The organism is Streptomyces rhizosphaerihabitans, assembly GCF_025399795.1.
In the GTDB taxonomy this organism is placed as follows: domain Bacteria; phylum Actinomycetota; class Actinomycetes; order Streptomycetales; family Streptomycetaceae; genus Streptomyces; species Streptomyces rhizosphaerihabitans.
Window position 1 is genome coordinate 56459 of record NZ_JAODTZ010000017.1, and the last position, 17958, is coordinate 74416.

General features: G+C 69.5%; 12 protein-coding genes. 5 read left to right on the forward strand and 7 right to left on the reverse strand.

Annotated elements, in window-relative coordinates; translation table 11 throughout:
* Positions 1-23: 23 nt before the first annotated feature.
* Positions 24-3923, forward strand: a complete 3900-nt coding sequence (locus N4G66_RS18880) for a DNA-directed RNA polymerase subunit beta' (RefSeq protein WP_261705308.1) — start codon at positions 24-26, stop codon at positions 3921-3923.
* Between the two features lie 96 nt (positions 3924-4019).
* Here the strand turns inward: N4G66_RS18880 and N4G66_RS18885 are convergent, their stop codons facing one another.
* From N4G66_RS18885 to N4G66_RS18905, 5 genes are all read right to left on the reverse strand, one after another.
* A complete protein-coding gene (locus tag N4G66_RS18885; RefSeq protein ID WP_261705309.1) occupies positions 4020-5390 on the reverse strand; it encodes a M48 family metalloprotease in 1371 nt (456 codons plus the stop codon).
* Positions 5391-5499: 109 nt separating this feature from the next.
* Entirely contained in the window at positions 5500-7104 is a 1605-nt protein-coding gene (locus N4G66_RS18890; RefSeq protein WP_261705310.1) for a hypothetical protein, read from the reverse strand.
* Between the two features lie 3 nt (positions 7105-7107).
* Complete coding sequence (locus tag N4G66_RS18895; protein WP_261705311.1) at positions 7108-9282, reverse strand: hypothetical protein; 2175 nt, start codon at positions 9280-9282, stop codon at positions 7108-7110.
* Positions 9279-10316 (reverse strand): hypothetical protein, encoded by a 1038-nt coding sequence (locus N4G66_RS18900; protein ID WP_261705312.1) that lies wholly within the window; start codon positions 10314-10316, stop codon positions 9279-9281. The genes N4G66_RS18895 and N4G66_RS18900 overlap by 4 nt, the downstream gene beginning before the upstream one ends.
* 301 nt (positions 10317-10617) lie before the next feature.
* Positions 10618-11319 (reverse strand): Crp/Fnr family transcriptional regulator, encoded by a 702-nt coding sequence (locus N4G66_RS18905; protein WP_261705313.1) that lies wholly within the window; start codon positions 11317-11319, stop codon positions 10618-10620.
* 430 nt (positions 11320-11749) lie between these two features.
* Here N4G66_RS18905 and rpsL point away from each other — a divergent pair, with 430 nt between their 5' ends.
* The 4 genes from rpsL (at position 11750) to tuf (ending at position 16101) form a co-directional block, all read left to right on the forward strand.
* Positions 11750-12121 carry a 30S ribosomal protein S12 gene (gene rpsL / locus N4G66_RS18910; RefSeq protein WP_003948652.1) on the forward strand — a complete coding sequence of 124 codons (372 nt, stop codon included), beginning with the start codon at positions 11750-11752 and terminating at the stop codon, positions 12119-12121.
* 3 nt (positions 12122-12124) lie between these two features.
* Entirely contained in the window at positions 12125-12595 is a 471-nt protein-coding gene (gene rpsG, locus N4G66_RS18915; protein ID WP_181650348.1) for a 30S ribosomal protein S7, read from the forward strand.
* Positions 12596-12634: 39 nt separating this feature from the next.
* Positions 12635-14764 (forward strand): elongation factor G, encoded by a 2130-nt coding sequence (fusA, locus tag N4G66_RS18920; protein ID WP_261705314.1) that lies wholly within the window; start codon positions 12635-12637, stop codon positions 14762-14764.
* 143 nt (positions 14765-14907) lie between these two features.
* Entirely contained in the window at positions 14908-16101 is a 1194-nt protein-coding gene (gene tuf / locus N4G66_RS18925) for an elongation factor Tu (RefSeq protein ID WP_261705315.1), read from the forward strand.
* Positions 16102-16227: 126 nt separating this feature from the next.
* On the opposite strand, the gene N4G66_RS18930 is transcribed toward tuf, so the two are convergent.
* Entirely contained in the window at positions 16228-17247 is a 1020-nt protein-coding gene (locus N4G66_RS18930) for a hypothetical protein (RefSeq protein ID WP_261705316.1), read from the reverse strand.
* 97 nt (positions 17248-17344) lie between these two features.
* A complete protein-coding gene (locus N4G66_RS18935) occupies positions 17345-17938 on the reverse strand; it encodes a Uma2 family endonuclease (RefSeq protein WP_261705317.1) in 594 nt (197 codons plus the stop codon).
* Positions 17939-17958 lie beyond the last annotated feature (20 nt).

The following is a 17958-nucleotide window of genomic DNA, read 5'->3' on the forward strand; positions in this document are numbered from 1 at the left end:
ACCCTGAGAGGGATTGACGCATAGTGCTCGACGTCAACTTCTTCGATGAGCTCCGGATCGGTCTGGCCACCGCTGACGACATCCGTCAGTGGAGCCACGGCGAGGTCAAGAAGCCCGAGACCATCAACTACCGCACCCTCAAGCCCGAAAAGGACGGACTCTTCTGCGAGAAGATCTTCGGTCCGACCCGGGACTGGGAGTGCTACTGCGGTAAGTACAAGCGTGTCCGCTTCAAGGGCATCATCTGTGAGCGCTGCGGCGTCGAGGTCACTCGCGCCAAGGTGCGCCGTGAGCGGATGGGCCACATCGAGCTCGCCGCTCCCGTCACCCACATCTGGTACTTCAAGGGCGTTCCGTCGCGGCTGGGCTACCTGCTCGACCTCGCCCCGAAGGACCTCGAGAAGGTCATCTACTTCGCCGCGTACATGATCACGTACGTCGACGACGAGCGCCGCACCCGCGACCTGCCCTCGCTGGAGGCCCACGTCTCCGTCGAGCGTCAGCAGGTCGAGAACCGCCGCGACGCCGACCTCGAGGCCCGCGCCAAGAAGCTCGAGACCGACCTGGCCGAGCTCGAGGCCGAGGGTGCCAAGGCCGACGTGCGCCGCAAGGTGCGTGAAGGTGCCGAGCGTGAGATGAAGCAGCTGCGCGACCGTGCGCAGCGCGAGATCGACCGTCTCGACGAGGTGTGGACCCGCTTCAAGAACCTCAAGGTCCAGGACCTGGAGGGCGACGAGCTCCTCTACCGCGAGCTGCGTGACCGCTTCGGCACGTACTTCGACGGTTCGATGGGTGCCGCGGCGCTGCAGAAGCGCCTGGAGTCCTTCGACCTGGACGAGGAGGCCGAGCGCCTCCGCGAGATCATCCGCACCGGCAAGGGCCAGAAGAAGACCCGCGCGCTCAAGCGCCTCAAGGTCGTCTCCGCGTTCCTGCAGACCAGCAACAGCCCCAAGGGCATGGTGCTCGACTGCGTGCCGGTCATCCCGCCGGACCTTCGCCCGATGGTGCAGCTGGACGGTGGCCGCTTCGCGACCTCCGACCTGAACGACCTGTACCGCCGTGTGATCAACCGGAACAACCGTCTGAAGCGCCTTCTCGACCTCGGTGCCCCCGAGATCATCGTGAACAACGAGAAGCGCATGCTTCAGGAGGCCGTCGACGCGCTCTTCGACAACGGCCGTCGTGGTCGCCCCGTCACGGGCCCCGGCAACCGTCCGCTGAAGTCGCTGTCCGACATGCTCAAGGGCAAGCAGGGTCGATTCCGTCAGAACCTGCTCGGCAAGCGTGTGGACTACTCCGCGCGTTCCGTGATCGTCGTCGGTCCGCAGCTGAAGCTGCACCAGTGCGGTCTGCCGAAGGCCATGGCGCTGGAGCTCTTCAAGCCGTTCGTGATGAAGCGCCTGGTCGACCTGAACCACGCGCAGAACATCAAGAGCGCCAAGCGGATGGTCGAGCGCGGCCGCACGGTCGTGTACGACGTCCTCGAAGAGGTCATCGCCGAGCACCCGGTTCTGCTGAACCGTGCGCCCACGCTGCACCGCCTCGGCATCCAGGCCTTCGAGCCCCAGCTGGTCGAGGGCAAGGCCATCCAGATCCACCCGCTCGTCTGCACCGCGTTCAACGCGGACTTCGACGGTGACCAGATGGCCGTGCACCTGCCGCTCTCCGCGGAGGCGCAGGCCGAGGCCCGCATCCTGATGCTGTCCTCGAACAACATCCTCAAGCCGGCCGACGGCCGCCCGGTCACGATGCCGACCCAGGACATGGTCCTCGGTCTGTTCTTCCTGACCACCGACGGCGACCTGCGGAACGTGAAGGGCGAGGACCGCTCCTTCGCTTCCGTGGCCGAGGCGATCATGGCGTTCGACGCCAAGGAGCTCTCGCTCCAGTCGCGCGTGGACATCCGCTTCCCGGTGGGCACCATCCCGCCGCGCGGCTGGACCCCGCCGGCGCGGGAGGAGGGCGACCCGGAGTGGCAGCAGGGTGACACCTTCCGCCTGCGGACGACCCTGGGCCGCGCGCTCTTCAACGAGCTGCTGCCCGAGGACTACCCGTTCGTCGACTACGAGGTCGGCAAGAAGCAGCTCTCCGAGATCGTCAACGACCTCGCCGAGCGCTACCCCAAGGTCATCGTGGCGGCGACGCTCGACAACCTGAAGGCGGCCGGCTTCTTCTGGGCGACCCGCTCCGGCGTCACCGTGGCCATCTCCGACATCGTCGTTCCGGATGCGAAGCGCGCGATCGTCAAGGGCTACGAGGACCTGGACGAGAAGGTCCAGAAGCAGTACGAGCGCGGTCTGATCACCAAGGAAGAGCGCACGCAGGAGCTCATCGCGATCTGGACCAAGGCGACCAACGAGGTCGCCGAGGCGATGAACGCGAACTTCCCGAAGACCAACCCGGTCTCGATGATGGTGAACTCGGGCGCCCGAGGCAACATGATGCAGATGCGTCAGATCGCCGGTATGCGTGGTCTGGTGTCCAACGCCAAGAACGAGACGATCCCGCGTCCCATCAAGGCCTCCTTCCGTGAAGGCCTGTCGGTGCTCGAGTACTTCATCTCGACCCACGGTGCCCGTAAGGGTCTGGCGGACACCGCCCTGCGTACCGCCGACTCGGGTTACCTCACCCGTCGTCTGGTGGACGTCTCGCAGGACGTCATCATCCGCGAGGAGGACTGCGGCACCGACCGTGGTCTGCGTCTGGCCATCGCCGAGCGCGGCGCGGACGGCGTGCTGCGCAAGACGGAGAACGTCGAGACCAGCGTGTACGCACGTGCGCTGGCCGAGGACATCACCGTCGACGGCAAGGTGCTGGCCCCGGCCAACACCGACCTCGGCGACGTCCTCATCGACGAGCTCGTCAAGCACGGCATCGAGGAGGTCAAGACCCGTTCGGTCCTGACCTGTGAGTCCGCCGTCGGCACCTGCGCCATGTGCTACGGCCGCTCGCTGGCCACCGGCAAGCTGGTCGACATCGGTGAGGCGGTCGGCATCATCGCCGCCCAGTCCATCGGTGAGCCCGGTACCCAGCTGACGATGCGTACCTTCCACACCGGTGGTGTGGCCGGTGACGACATCACCCAGGGTCTGCCCCGTGTCGTCGAGCTCTTCGAGGCTCGTACGCCGAAGGGTGTCGCCCCGATCTCCGAGGCCTCCGGCCGCGTGCGGATCGAGGAGACCGAGAAGACCAAGAAGCTCGTGGTCACCCCGGACGACGGCAGCGAGGAGACGGCGTTCCCGATCTCCAAGCGTGCCCGGGTCCTGGTGTCCGAGGGCGAGCACGTCGAGGTGGGCCAGAAGCTCACCGTGGGTGCCACCAACCCGCACGACGTGCTGCGCATCCTGGGTCAGCGTGCCGTCCAGGTCCACCTGGTCGGCGAGGTCCAGAAGGTCTACAACTCGCAGGGTGTGTCGATCCACGACAAGCACATCGAGATCATCATCCGGCAGATGCTGCGCCGTGTGACGATCATCGAGTCGGGCGACGCGGAGCTGCTGCCCGGCGAGCTGGTCGAGCGTTCGAAGTTCGAGACCGAGAACCGTCGTGTGGTCCAGGAAGGCGGCCACCCGGCCTCCGGCCGTCCGCAGCTGATGGGTATCACCAAGGCCTCGCTCGCGACCGAGTCGTGGCTGTCGGCGGCGTCCTTCCAGGAGACGACCAGGGTTCTGACGGACGCGGCGATCAACGCCAAGTCCGACTCCCTGATCGGCCTCAAGGAGAACGTCATCATCGGTAAGCTCATCCCGGCCGGTACGGGTCTGTCCCGCTACCGCAACATCCGGGTCGAGCCGACCGAGGAAGCCAAGGCCGCGATGTACTCGGCCGTCGGCTACGACGACATCGACTACTCGCCGTTCGGCACCGGCTCCGGCCAGGCCGTCCCGCTGGAGGACTACGACTACGGTCCGTACAACCAGTAAGCGGTAGGCAGTAGGCAGTAGTACGAAGGGCGGTCATCCCCGACGGGGGTGACCGCCCTTCGGCGTTCCCGCTCCCGGTCCGCTCAGGACCTGCCCCTAGCGCGGGAGCTGGAGATACGGCTCCAGGGCGCGCAGCCGGGTGTAGTTGTCGGGGTGGGTGGAGAGCAGCCTGGCGAGGCCGCCGGGCTCCTGGAGCTTCTTGCCCTGGGCGACGGCAGCCGCCTTCGCGGCGTCCTCCTCGGCCTGGAAGTGGTGCAGGACCTCTGCCATCTCGGGCGCGAAGCCGAGGGCCGCGGCCTGCTGATCGGCGCGCAGTTCGCCGAGGCGGCCCGCGTAGGCGAGGAGATAGGGCGCGATGACGAGCGGGACGGTGATGTACCAGGCGACGAGGAACCCGGTGAGCACGAACATCCCCATGAAGAGGATCAGCAGCCCGGTTGCGGCCGCCGAGAAGACCCCGGCGACGGCGAGCGCGATTCTGGCCATCCCGCGGGTGAACGCCCAGGCGAGCCGGCCGGGCAGCGAGTACCAGTAGCCGAGGAGCCCGGCCCAGGCGTGACCGCCGGTGTGGTGGCCGAGTTCGTGGGCCAGTACGGCGGCGAGGTTGCTGCTGGGAATCCGGTTGAGGGAGTAGGTGGTGACGCCGACGACATGCCCGGCGGCCGCGACCGCGTTCAGGTCGTCGCTGTTCTCCACCATCAGCTCGTAGGTGTCCGCCTCGATACCCGCCCGGGCGGTGACCTCGCGCCAGATCGGCTCCAGCCGGGCCCGCTCCTCGGCCAGCGGCGTCCGCAGTTTGAGCACGTGCCGGGCGAAGCGCAGCTCGGTGGGCCGGTGGAAGACGAGCGACCCGGAGGCCAGCCAGGCCACCACGACCAGCCAGCCCACGACCGTGCCGAACAGCCCCAGCGCGAGGGCCGACACCACGGCGAGGCTCACCAGGGCCCCCGGGATCTGCGTCGCGAGCTGCCCGAGGGCGGTGGCGTCGGCACCCCGCTGATGGCTCGCCAGATGAACGCGTGAGCCCTGGTGGCGGTAGTCGAGATCGTCGGGCGCGACGGCGGGACGCGGGACGAACGGTGCGGGCTGCGGCTGCGGCGGGCCTGCGTACCGCGGGTCCGCCGCCGGGTGCTGGGGTCCCGGGTACTGCGGCCCCGGCCCGCCGCCGCCGTACTGAGGGGGCTGCCCTGCCGCACCCGGGTACTGGGGCCCGGGGCCGCCGGCTCCGGGGTACTGCGGTGCGGGGCCTCCCGTCCCCGGGTAACGGGGTCCCGGTCCGCCGGCCCCGGGTCCCCCGGGGTACTGCGGCGGCGGAGCGGCGGCTCCTGGGTATTGGGGCGGGGGAGTGGCGGTGCCCTGGTGCTGGGGTGGTGGGGTGGCGGTGCCCGGGTACTGCGGGGACGGGGTCGCGGCTCCCGGGTACGGGGGCTCGGGGGACGCGGGGGCCGGCCCTGGGGGCTGGGACATGGGGACTCCTTCGATGTGGCTGGTGGCTGCGCGGGATGTCAGCCGATGAGCGCCGCGGCCGGCGGCCGGGTGACGAGTTCCGACGGCAACGCGCCGGGCGCGGGCGCGGTCACGCGGTCTCGCCGCCCTCCGGAGCGCCCTGCGGCGGCACGGTGGGCGGCACGGCGGCTCGCGCGCCGTCGGGGCCGCCGGGCACCGGGGGCACGGCGGGAGACGGGCCGGCGGTGGCGTAGGGCGTGGCGGAGGGCGGTCCGTACGCGGTGGCGGGGCTGTCGGGCCGCCCCGGTGCCGCGACGGACCCGGTGTCCGGGCCGCCGCTGTACGGCGGCTGAGCACCCTCGTACGGGGGTTGTCCGGCGTACGAGGGCCGGTCATCGGTGTACAGCGGCGGCCGCCCACCGGCGTACGGATCCTGCCCGCCGCTGTACGGGGCGTGCCCATCGGCGTGCGGTTGTCCACCGGGGTGCGCAGCCTGCCCGCCGCCGTACGGGGCGGGCCCACCGGCGTGCGGCGGTGGGCCCGAGTAGGACGGCTGACCCCCCGCGTACGGGGGTTGCCCGGTGTACGGAGGACGGTCGTCGGTGTACGGAGGCCGACCTCCGTCGTAGGCAGGCCGCTCGCCGTACGGTGTCTGTCCGGCGTACGGCGGCTGGGACGACGGGCCGGGGTAGGGAGACTGGCCCGGATACGGCGGCTGGGGCGGCGTCTGCGGCACTCCGGGCGTGGCCTCGGCGGGCAGTGCCCCCTGCCCGTCCCGCGGCCCCGGAGGCGTCTGCTGCTGGATCAGCTCGTCGACGGCCCGCAGGGTCGAGCGGGCCGACTCCGCCTTCTGGAAGTCCTCCAGGGTGTCCCCGGCGATGACCTGCAGCTGGCCTCTGATGAGGGACAGCTGGTCCTTCTGGATGGACCCGATGACCATCTTCGTGTCCTCGGGGTGCTGGGAGAGGTGCAGGGCCCAGGCGGCGACGCCCCCGTGCTGAAGGTGGTACTGGTAGAAGTTGATCTTCTCGGTGATCAGATGGTGGTCCTGCTGCTGGCGCAGGATCTCCAGCTCGTGCTGCTGCCGGGCCAGCCGGAGCCGGAACTCGTGCTCGGGGTCGAGCATGTCCGACTCGTAGCGCAGGCTCCGCTGCCGTCGCCGGTGCGCGATCGCCTCGTCGTCCAGCCGCAGCCGTACGGCACAGGTCACGGCGAGCCCGATGCCCGCCGCGAAACCGCCGCTCTCCACGGCCCGCTGGACCGCGCGCTCGGCGGCCGGGCTGTCCTCGATGGAGAAGGCGCGGCATACCGGGCGCGCGAGCTGGTGCAGTTCACGGGTGAGCCGCGTCGGCACATCGCGCTCGCCGCTCGCCACGTACGCGATCGGGTCCGCGACCCGCCAGGTCAGGTCGGCCGTGGCGCCGAAGCAGAACGCGTCGTCGTCGCTCGGCACCTCCAGGGCGAGCTGCACGGGGTGGCTGCCCATGTCCACCTCGTAGACGGAGATGTAGCGGCGGGTGGCCGCCTCCGAGCGGCTCGGCCGGTGCGGCGGCGTGTAGACGTCGTACGTGCCTTTCGCGGTGACGAAGACCAGCGCGTGGTCGATCGCGGTGACCGCGCGGCGGACGGTGTAGTCGAAGCGCGCGATCGGCCGCACGGTGAGGACCGGGTCGATGAGCGCGGTGTGCCGGTTGGCGTCCTGCTGCCACTCCGGCTGACGGCGGAACTCCGCCATGGTTCAACTCCTCGATGGATCTGGGGTGGAGGGGATCAGGAGGCCGAGCAGGCGGTCGGCCACGGGTGGCCGCGCGCCGCCGTCCGGGGCGCGCAGGCCGACCAGTTCGTGGCTCAGGCGCTTGCGGTCGTCCGCCGTGACGACCAGGGCGGGCAGCAGCAGCTCCAGGGCCTGTGCGACGTCGGCCCGGCGCTCGGCCAGCCGCACCCAGGTGTGCAGGGCGTCCAGGGCCCCACGGGTGTGCCCGCGGTCACCGAGCGCGGTCCGCCAGAGGGCGGCCAGGTCGCGGGCCGAGTCCACCTCGTACATGCCGGTGTCGGCGTACCACTCGACGAGCGCGCCCTCCTCGGCGTTGTCGCAGGCGCGCACGAACGCGGCCAGCGCGAGCGCCCGGACCGAGGCCGTGTCGTGGTGGAGCAGGCGCACCAGCTCGGAGAGCATCTCGCCGCGCCGGGCGCCGACCGAGAGCAGCAGGGCGGTGGAGTCGACCAGGTTGTTCGACTCTGTCCTGCTGCTGCCCCCGGCGCGGGCGCGGGCGGCGAGCGCGCTGAGCGCCGGGCCCGCGAGGTCCGGGCGCAGCGGGGTGAGCAGGCCGAAGGCGCGGATCGCGGTCCAGCGGCGGGCCCAGTGGGTGTCCGTGCACCACTGGGTGAGCAGGCGCAGTACGACGGGCGCGTCGAGGAGCTGGGCGAGTGTGAGGGTGTTCGCGGCGGTGACACGGGGGCCGAAGGCCTTCGACACCGCCCAGCCGTCGATCAGCAGCGCCACCGTGGAGGGCAGGTCGGCGCGGGCCAGCAGCGCGGCGGCCGCGGCGGCCCGGGTCCGGACGACCGGACGGCTGTCGCGGGCCAGCTCCTTCAGCCAGGAGATCAGCGCGGGCCGCGCCGACGGATGGCCCGTCCACACCTCCCCGAGCAGCAGACGCGGGGTGTTCTCCTTCTTGAAGTAGGCCGTGAACTGCGGCACCGAGCCCCACTCGGTGGCCTCGTCCCGTACCTCGCCCTCGGCCTGGGCCCGCTCCAGCCGGGTTTCGGCGGCGAGGCCGAACAGCGGGATCTCCGGCGGCTGTTCGGGATGCTGGAGCCGCTGGAAGTGCACGTACAGCTTGTCGGCGAGTTCGGCGGCGAGTACGTACGGCGCCTGGTCGAAGACGGCGAGCGAGATGAGGAACGCCTTGTCGCGCAGGGTGGCCTCGGGGTCGCTGAGCCACTCCCGGCACTGCTGTTCGAGCGCCGTGTGCCCGAAGTCGGCGAGGCGGGCCGCCGCTTCCTCGCCGCCGTCGTAACGGGCGACCTCCGCGGCGAACCGGGCGGCCTCGGCGGGGCGGTGGGCGCCGCGCGCGAGGAAGTCGCGCACGGGGGCGAGGGCGAGCAGACCGGCGATGTCTCCCGGATCTTTCCGCAGGTCGGCCAGGTGGGCGCGCAGCACCTCGGCCGCCTCCGGCGGTTCCCAGACGGAGGGGGTGACCCCCAGCAGGAACGGGGAGTTCTCCAGGGTCACCACCAGATACCCGTCGGTCTTCGTGAGCCGGTCGCGGGCCGCGTACAGGTGGGTTTCCCGCAGTGGGCGGTTGCGGCTCAGCGGCAGATCGCGCAGGACGTGCCCGCCGGGCGCGGTGAGCCGGGTGCCCAGGTTCGCCGGGCCGGTCTCGGCGGACAGGGCGTGCACGGCGGGCACGCCCAGGCGGTGCAGGAGCATCAGTGCGGCGGCGTAGCGGCCGGTGGAGTGGGCGCCGGCGAGGACGAGGACGCGCTCGTCGCGCAGCCGGGCCAGGTCGGAGGCGAATGAGGGGCCCTCGACGAAGACTCCGGCGAGCGCGTCGAGCCGCTGCCGGGGGATCTCCCCCGAGACGTACGCCGCCGAGGCGGAGGCCGTCCCGTGGTGGTGGATCTCCGTCTTGCCGCCCATGAACACGTCACGGGCCGAGCCGCCCGCCGACACCCCGTGCTGGGCCCCGCCGACCAGGCTGCCGCCGAAGGACGCGGCCTCGCTGAAGATGAATCCCGGGGTGTGCGCGACGAGTTCGCGCTGCGCGGCCCTGGCCTCCTGGGTCCGCTCCTCGGGCTCGCCGTAGTCGGCGCCCGCCTCGGAGGCCGGGTGCGGCCCGCCCGGCCACTGCCCCTCTGGCGGTGGTACGTCGTCCAAGGCGCCCGGCGTCGTGGGCGGAGGCACCGTCACGCCGGCTCACCCCCGGTCCTGCCCAGGTGGACGTCCCCGGTGACCTGCCCGCCGGACACCCCGTGCTGGTCCCCCGCGACAAGGCTGCCGCCGAAGCTGGGGGAGCCGCCGCCGAAGTTGAAGACGACGTTCCCGGGGGGCGCGGCGGGCTGCTCGGGCTGGGACTCGGGCTCGGGCTCGGGCCGGCCGCTCCGGTCGGTGGCGTCGGGCGGGCCGGCGTCCACGGGCTGCCCGGACTCGGCGGTTCGGCCGGGCCCGGCGGACTGATCGGTCCGAGCGGGCAGGTCCGGGCCCGGAGCCTCCGCCGCCTCCATCCCGGCCTGGGCCTCCGTCCCTGTACGCGGGCCTGTCCCGGTCCCTCGCCCCGCTTCCGGACCGGGAGCCCCCGCCCCCGGCGCCGGGCTCTCCCCCGAGCCGCCCGGCGCCGGGGTCCCCCCTCTTTCACCGTGGTCGTCCGCCCCGTACGGGACTGGGCCGTGCAGCCAGGCCCGCAGGGGTCCGTTCTTGCTGTCCACCGTCACCGGGTGGAAGCCGTCCGCCGGGATGCCCGGGTGGCTGTGCCGCACGATCCCCGCGTGCACGCCCTCCGAGACGCACAGGGCGAAGTCGTCCGGCCGCTCCCGCAGGGCCGCGCGCAGCAGCTGGGCGTCGAGGAGCCGGCAGGCGTGGTTGAGGTCCGAGCCGACCCAGCCGTCGTACGCGTCGACGGCGACGTATCCGGTGGCGACGACACCGCGCAGCCGGATCTGGGCGGAGCTGGAGGCCGTCCGGTTGACCCCGCGGAGCAGCGCGGGCACCTCGGTGAGCAGGGCGCGCAGCAGTCCCGTGACCGAGGCGTTGGCGTCGATCAGCTCCATCACCGAATCACCGCGGTCGGCGCGCAGGCGCAGTCGTTCGTCGATGCCGGCGCTCTCCAGCGCCCGGTCCGTGATGTCGTACAGCATCCGGCGCAGATAGGCCTGCTCGACGTCGTCCCGGTCGCTGTACTTCTCGATGTCCAGCAGGAGGATCGTCCGGCTCACGGGGTCGGTCATGGTCGCCTTTCGGTGGGGGCCTCGCCTGGCAAGCAGGGTGGCGTCACCGGTGGGCCGGGTGTGAGGGCGGATGTCCCACTCGAAGTGTGACCGTGTGCACAGAAGCGGTCCCCCGTCACGGGGGTCCCAGGTGCCAGGGGTTCATCAGTCGCGGGGGTCCCGGGTGTCGGGGGTCCGTGAGGCGCGGGGTCCCGGGTGTCGGGGGTCCGTGAGGCGCGGGGTCCCGGGTGTCGGGGGTCCGTGAGGCGCGGGGTCCCGGGTGTCGGGGGTCCGTCAGGCGCGGGGGCCGGGTGTCAGGGGTTCATCCCCGGGCGATCCGCCGCAGGACGTCCATCCGCAGGATCACCATCGTCCGCCGGCCCGTCAGCACCACGTCCCGCTCCCGGAGTTCCTTCAGGAGGCGCTGGACCATCTCCCGGGACGCCCCCACGGAGCCCGCCAGCTCCTGTTTGCTCAGCGGCACGGAGAGTTCGATGCCCTTCTCCGTGCGGTGGCCGTTCGTGCGGGCCAGATCGAGGAGGAGCGCCGCGAAGCGCTCGCGGACACTCATGGAGGCGAACTCCAGGCGACGGCGGTCGGCGGCGCGGGTGCGGTCCGAGGTGAGGCCGAGGAGGGCGAAGGAGACCGCGGGGGAGCGGGCGAGGAAGTCCTTGAAGTGTTCGCGTACGAGCGCGACCGTGCGGACCGGCTCCAGGGCCGTCACCGTCGCGGAGCGCGGCCGGCCGGTGAGCGCGGCGGACTCGCCGACGATGTCGCCGGGCCCCCGCAGCGCGAGCAGCGCCTCGTAGCCGTTGGCGGCGGACGCCGTCACCTTCGTCCAGCCGTGCGTCACGATCAGCACGTGCGAGGAGGGCTCGCTCTGGTGCAGGAGCACCATCCGGGGCGCGAAGGACAGCTCGCGCCCGAGCGACAGCAGCGCGGAACGGTCCTCGCTCTCCAGGCGTGCCAGGAACGGCACGCGGTCGTCCAGGCTCTCGTCCCCGGGTAAAGGCGCAGCCGCCATGAGTCCGTCCCCCGTCCCCCGTCGGCATCGCGGCCGACGCACAGTGACCGATGCGCAGCAACCGGTCAACGTACTCACCCAGTGTGTGCGGTGCGCACGGAATCGGGAGTTTCACCGCTGAACCCGGTGACCAAGCTGCGCCATGCGTGAACAGCCCCGAGAATGGATCGGGAGAAGTCCGGCGTGTCGGGCACCACGGCATTTGTTTTGACCGAAGTCCGTGAGGTAGGTACGCTCTTACCTTGTGCCTGGGGTGTGCCCTGGCTCTCGTGCGTGCCTTCAGACCGCAAGGAGAGCCGTAAGCGGCCACCGCAATCTGCGCCCTTTTCGCCTTACGGCGAGAGTCTGCAGTGTTCGACACACCCGACCGCGTGGGTCGGTGGCGTTCCAGGTTAGCTCCACCATTCGGCACACAGAAACCGGAGAAGTAGTGCCTACGATCCAGCAGCTGGTCCGGAAGGGCCGGCAGGACAAGGTCGAGAAGAACAAGACGCCCGCACTCGAGGGTTCGCCCCAGCGTCGTGGCGTCTGCACGCGTGTGTTCACGACCACCCCGAAGAAGCCGAACTCGGCCCTGCGTAAGGTCGCGCGTGTGCGTCTGACCAGCGGGATCGAGGTCACGGCTTACATTCCGGGTGAGGGACACAACCTGCAGGAGCACTCCATCGTGCTCGTGCGCGGCGGCCGTGTGAAGGACCTGCCGGGTGTTCGCTACAAGATCATCCGAGGATCGCTCGACACCCAGGGTGTCAAGAACCGCAAGCAGGCCCGCAGCCGCTACGGCGCCAAGAAGGAGAAGTAGAAAATGCCTCGTAAGGGCCCCGCCCCGAAGCGCCCGGTCATCATCGACCCGGTCTACGGTTCCCCTCTTGTGACCTCCCTCATCAACAAGGTGCTGATGAACGGCAAGCGCTCCACCGCCGAGCGCATCGTCTACGGCGCCATGGAGGGTCTGCGTGAGAAGACGGGCAACGACCCGATCATCACGCTGAAGCGCGCGCTGGAGAACATCAAGCCCACGCTCGAAGTCAAGTCCCGCCGTGTCGGTGGTGCGACGTACCAGGTTCCGATCGAGGTCAAGCCCGGTCGCGCCAACACGCTCGCGCTGCGCTGGCTCGTCGGTTACTCCCGCGCCCGTCGCGAGAAGACCATGACCGAGCGTCTGCTCAACGAGCTTCTCGACGCCTCCAACGGCCTTGGTGCCGCTGTGAAGAAGCGTGAGGACACCCACAAGATGGCCGAGTCCAACAAGGCCTTCGCGCACTACCGCTGGTAGTCGTTACCCACATCGAGACCGAGAGAAGACTGAAGCCTTATGGCTACCACTTCACTTGACCTGGCCAGGGTCCGCAACATCGGGATCATGGCTCATATCGACGCGGGCAAGACGACCACCACCGAGCGGATCCTCTTCTACACCGGCGTCAGCTACAAGATCGGTGAAGTCCACGACGGCGCCGCCACCATGGACTGGATGGAGCAGGAGCAGGAGCGTGGCATCACGATCACCTCTGCTGCCACCACCTGTCACTGGCCGCTTGAGGACAACGACTACACGATCAACATCATCGATACCCCGGGGCACGTCGACTTCACGGTCGAGGTGGAGCGTTCGCTCCGCGTCCTCGACGGTGCCGTCACGGTGTTCGACGGTGTCGCCGGTGTCGAGCCGCAGTCCGAGACGGTGTGGCGTCAGGCCGACCGTTACGGCGTGCCGCGCATCTGCTTCGTGAACAAGCTTGACCGTACCGGCGCCGAGTTCCACCGCTGCGTGGACATGATCAGGGACCGGCTTGGCGCCGTTCCGATCATCATGCAGCTGCCGATCGGTGCCGAGATGGACTTCAAGGGCGTTGTGGACCTGGTCCGCATGAAGGCGCTCGTGTGGTCCGCCGAGGCCGCCAAGGGCGAGATGTACGACGTCGTCGACATCCCGGCCACGCACGCCGAGGCTGCCGAGGAGTACCGCGGCAAGCTGGTCGAGACCGTCGCGGAGCACGACGACGAGATCATGGAGCTGTTCCTGGAGGGCCAGGAGCCCACCGAGGAGCAGTTGTACGCCGCGATCCGTCGTGTCACCATCGCGTCCGGCAAGTCCACCGACGTCACGGTCACCCCGGTGTTCTGTGGCACCGCGTTCAAGAACAAGGGCGTCCAGCCCCTGCTCGACGCGGTCGTGCGCTACCTTCCGACCCCGCTTGACGTCGAGGCCATCGAGGGCCACGACGTGAAGGACCCCGAGGTCGTCGTCAAGCGCAAGCCGTCCGTCGACGAGCCGCTGTCCGCGCTCGCGTTCAAGATCATGAGCGACCCGCACCTGGGCAAGCTCACCTTCGTCCGGGTCTACTCGGGCCGCCTGGAGACTGGCACCGCGGTGCTGAACTCCGTCAAGGGCAAGAAGGAGCGCATCGGCAAGATCTACCGCATGCACGCGAACAAGCGTGAGGAGATCGAAGCGGTGGGCGCCGGCGACATCGTCGCCGTCATGGGCCTGAAGCAGACCACCACCGGTGAGACGCTGTGCGACGACAAAAACCCGGTCATCCTGGAGTCCATGGACTTCCCGGCGCCGGTCATTCAGGTCGCCATCGAGCCCAAGTCCAAGGGTGACCAGGAGAAGCTGGGTGTCGCCATCCAGCGTCTCGCGGAGGAGGACCCCTCCTTCCACGTCCACTCGGACGAGGAGACGGGCCAGACCATCCTCGGCGGTATGGGCGAGCTGCACCTCGAGGTGCTGGTCGACCGTATGAAGCGCGAGTTCCGGGTCGAGGCCAACGTCGGCAAGCCGCAGGTCGCGTACCGTGAGACGATCCGCAAGGCCGTCGAGCGTCACGACTACACCCACAAGAAGCAGACCGGTGGTACCGGTCAGTTCGCCAAGGTGCAGATCGCGATCGAGCCCATCACCGAGACCGATGGTCCGGCGTACGAGTTCGTGAACAAGGTCACCGGTGGCCGTATCCCGCGGGAGTACATCCCGTCGGTGGACGCGGGTGCGCAGGAGGCCATGCAGTTCGGCATCCTGGCCGGCTACGAGATGACGGGCGTCCGCGTCATTCTTCTCGACGGTGGCTACCACGAGGTCGACTCCTCCGAGCTCGCGTTCAAGATCGCTGGCTCGCAGGCCTTCAAGGAGGCCGCGCGCAAGGCGTCCCCCGTGCTTCTTGAGCCGATGATGGCCGTCGAGGTCACCACGCCCGAGGACTACATGGGCGAGGTCATCGGCGACATCAACTCCCGCCGTGGTCAGATTCAGGCCATGGAGGAGCGTATGGGCGCCCGGATCGTCAAGGGTCTGGTGCCCCTCTCGGAGATGTTCGGCTACGTCGGCGACCTCCGCAGCAAGACCTCGGGTCGCGCAAGCTACTCGATGCAGTTCGACTCCTACGCCGAGGTTCCCAGGAACGTCGCCGAGGAGATCATCGCGAAGGCCAAGGGCGAGTAACACACCCCGTTTGCACGCTTTAGGCTTGACACCGACCGCCGGGGCTCACCCGGAAGGGAAAACCCCGGCGGGCGGCATCCCAGCAAAGATCACCTGGCGCCGATGAGTAAGGCGTACCAGAACCACTCCGCAGGAGGACCCCAGTGGCGAAGGCAAAGTTCGAGCGGACTAAGCCGCACGTCAACATCGGCACCATCGGTCACATCGACCACGGTAAGACGACCCTCACGGCCGCCATTACCAAGGTGCTGCACGACGCGTACCCGGACCTGAACGAGGCCTCGGCCTTCGACCAGATCGACAAGGCTCCCGAGGAGCGCCAGCGCGGTATCACGATCTCGATCGCGCACGTCGAGTACCAGACGGAGGGCCGTCACTACGCCCACGTCGACTGCCCCGGTCACGCGGACTACATCAAGAACATGATCACGGGTGCGGCGCAGATGGACGGCGCCATCCTCGTCGTCGCCGCGACCGACGGCCCGATGCCGCAGACCAAGGAGCACGTGCTCCTGGCCCGCCAGGTCGGCGTTCCGTACATCGTCGTCGCCCTGAACAAGGCCGACATGGTGGACGACGAGGAGATCCTGGAGCTCGTCGAGCTCGAGGTCCGTGAGCTCCTCTCCGAGTACGAGTTCCCGGGCGACGACCTTCCGGTCGTCAAGGTCTCGGCGCTCAAGGCGCTCGAGGGCGACAAGGAGTGGGGCCAGACCGTTCTGGACCTCATGGCCGCCGTCGACGAGGCGATCCCCACCCCGCCGCGTGACACCGAGAAGCCGTTCCTCATGCCCGTCGAGGACGTCTTCACGATCACCGGTCGCGGTACGGTCGTCACCGGCCGTATCGAGCGTGGTGTCCTGAAGGTCAACGAGACCGTTGACATCATCGGCATCAAGCAGGACAAGACCACCACCACGGTCACCGGCATCGAGATGTTCCGCAAGCTGCTCGACGAGGGCCAGGCCGGTGAGAACGTCGGTCTGCTCCTCCGTGGCATCAAGCGCGAGGACGTCGAGCGCGGCCAGGTCATCATCAAGCCCGGTTCGGTCACGCCGCACACCGAGTTCGAGGCCCAGGCCTACATCCTGTCGAAGGACGAGGGTGGCCGTCACACCCCCTTCTTCAACAACTACCGCCCGCAGTTCTACTTCCGTACCACGGACGTGACCGGCGTCGTGACCCTCCCCGAGGGCACCGAGATGGTCATGCCGGGCGACAACACTGAGATGACCGTTACGCTCATCCAGCCCGTCGCCATGGAAGAGGGCCTGAAGTTCGCCATCCGTGAGGGTGGCCGGACCGTGGGCGCCGGCCAGGTCATCAAGATCAACAAGTAATTGTTGACCGCATGACCTGGTAGCTCCTTCCAGAGCTCCAGAGAGGGCCCGTACGACTTCGGTCGTACGGGCCCTTTCGCTGTGTCCGTCACCCGTCAGCGCCGATGGCTGCGGGGCCGGGAACCGTCACTGCATGTTCTGCACATGCGGATGGTCGTACGAGGCCGTGCACATGTAGACCTGCAGGTTGTAGCCGCGTCCGATGTTCAGCTGGGTGGCGCAGGCCGGCCCGAGGAAGTGCAGGCCTGCGTAGCCGGCGTCCTCGACAGGGCACCAGCTGCCATTGCCGCCGTCCCATTCGGTGCCGTCGATCGTGAGCAGCGGGCGCACGTCCGCGCCGCACTCGGAGCAGGCCATGGGGAACGGGTCGCTGAAGCTCCAGGGCGGGTGGCCTCCGAGTTTGCATCCGGGGGCGACGCTGAGGTCGTACTGGTAGTACACGACGCCGATGTCGTCCAGCTCCTCCGGGTTCTGTTCCACCTCCCACTCCTCGATCCGTTCCGCCAGTTCCTCCGGCAGCTCGTGCGGGGGCGGGTACTCGGTGACCGTCTCCGGGTGCAGAACGCAGGGCTCGGGGAGATAGTCGCTGTTGCCGATGACCGACGGCTGAGGGGCGGCCGCGAGGGGTGCGGTGACGTCGGAGGAGGCCCGCCAGCGCAGTAGGACCGCGGGGAGGTAGTCCTCGGCATGGTCGAAGGGGCACCACAGCAACTGGAGCAGGTCGGTACCGGCGGGGCGGGGCAGCGCGGGTATGTCACCGGCGTACAGCTGGACCACGGGGATCAGCGGGACCGGCCCGTCCTGGGCGATGCGCGTACGGGCGGAGCCACGATCGACGATCAGCCGCTCCTCGGGAGTGAGAAGGTCGGCGCCCTCGGCCCGCGGCCGGGCCCAGGCCTTGGCGAGAACGCGCCGCCTCAGCAGTACGTCGTCGGGGACGACACCGCGGTGCGAGGGGCCGGCGTGATCCGGGCAAGTGGGCCAGGGCTCATCGACGGGCCACAACAGAGGGCCGCCGATCGAACTGTCGGCGGCGGTGGGCGCGCCGGGACGGGGGTGCAGTCGGACCGCGGTACGGGCCAGCGGTGCCAACTCGGGGAAGAGGGCGGTGACTTCGAGGGGGCGGGGCGGAGTCGTGCGGGGCATGGGGTGAGGTTACGGGGGAGAGGTCGCCCACCTGCCGAAGGGGGCTTCCCGGGGGTACAGCCGCCAGGCCGGGGGAGCATGCCGTTCGTCGGCCGGGCTAGCTCTTGTAGCGCGGCAGGTTCCGGGTCGAGATGGTCCACTCGGCGATGGTGACGTCCTCGCCGTAGACGAAGTCCTTGCGGGTCGCGTAACGCGGGCCCTCGGGAGTGGCGTGGATGTCGCCGAGGACGGCGCCCGTGCCGGTGCGGGGGTCGAAGACGGCGTAGACGGGGATGCCGATCAGCGGGTAGTCACGCATCTTGCCGACCCAGTCGTTGTCCGGGTTGGAACGGGAGACGACCTCGACGGCGGCGATGACGATGCGTGGATCGATGGAGGCTTCGGTGTCCAGGTCGTTCCAGGCGATCACCATGACGTCTGGGTGGCGCATGATGCCTTCGGGTTCGTTCTCCACGTCCGGGGTGCCGTTGTGGGCCAGTAGCTCGTCCGGCATGACCTTCTCCAGCCGACGGCTGATATGCGCTGCCGTGACCTCGTGCGGCCCTCCCGGCGACATCATGTCGTGGACGATCCCTTCCCTGGTGATCTCGAATTTGCCGGGGAGGGTGTCATCCATGGACTGAACGAAGCCCCTCATGGTCCGGTACAGGTGGGAGGCGCCCTGCTGCGCGTGGTCCGGGGCGATGGTCATGGCGCTCGCTCCTCGTCTGT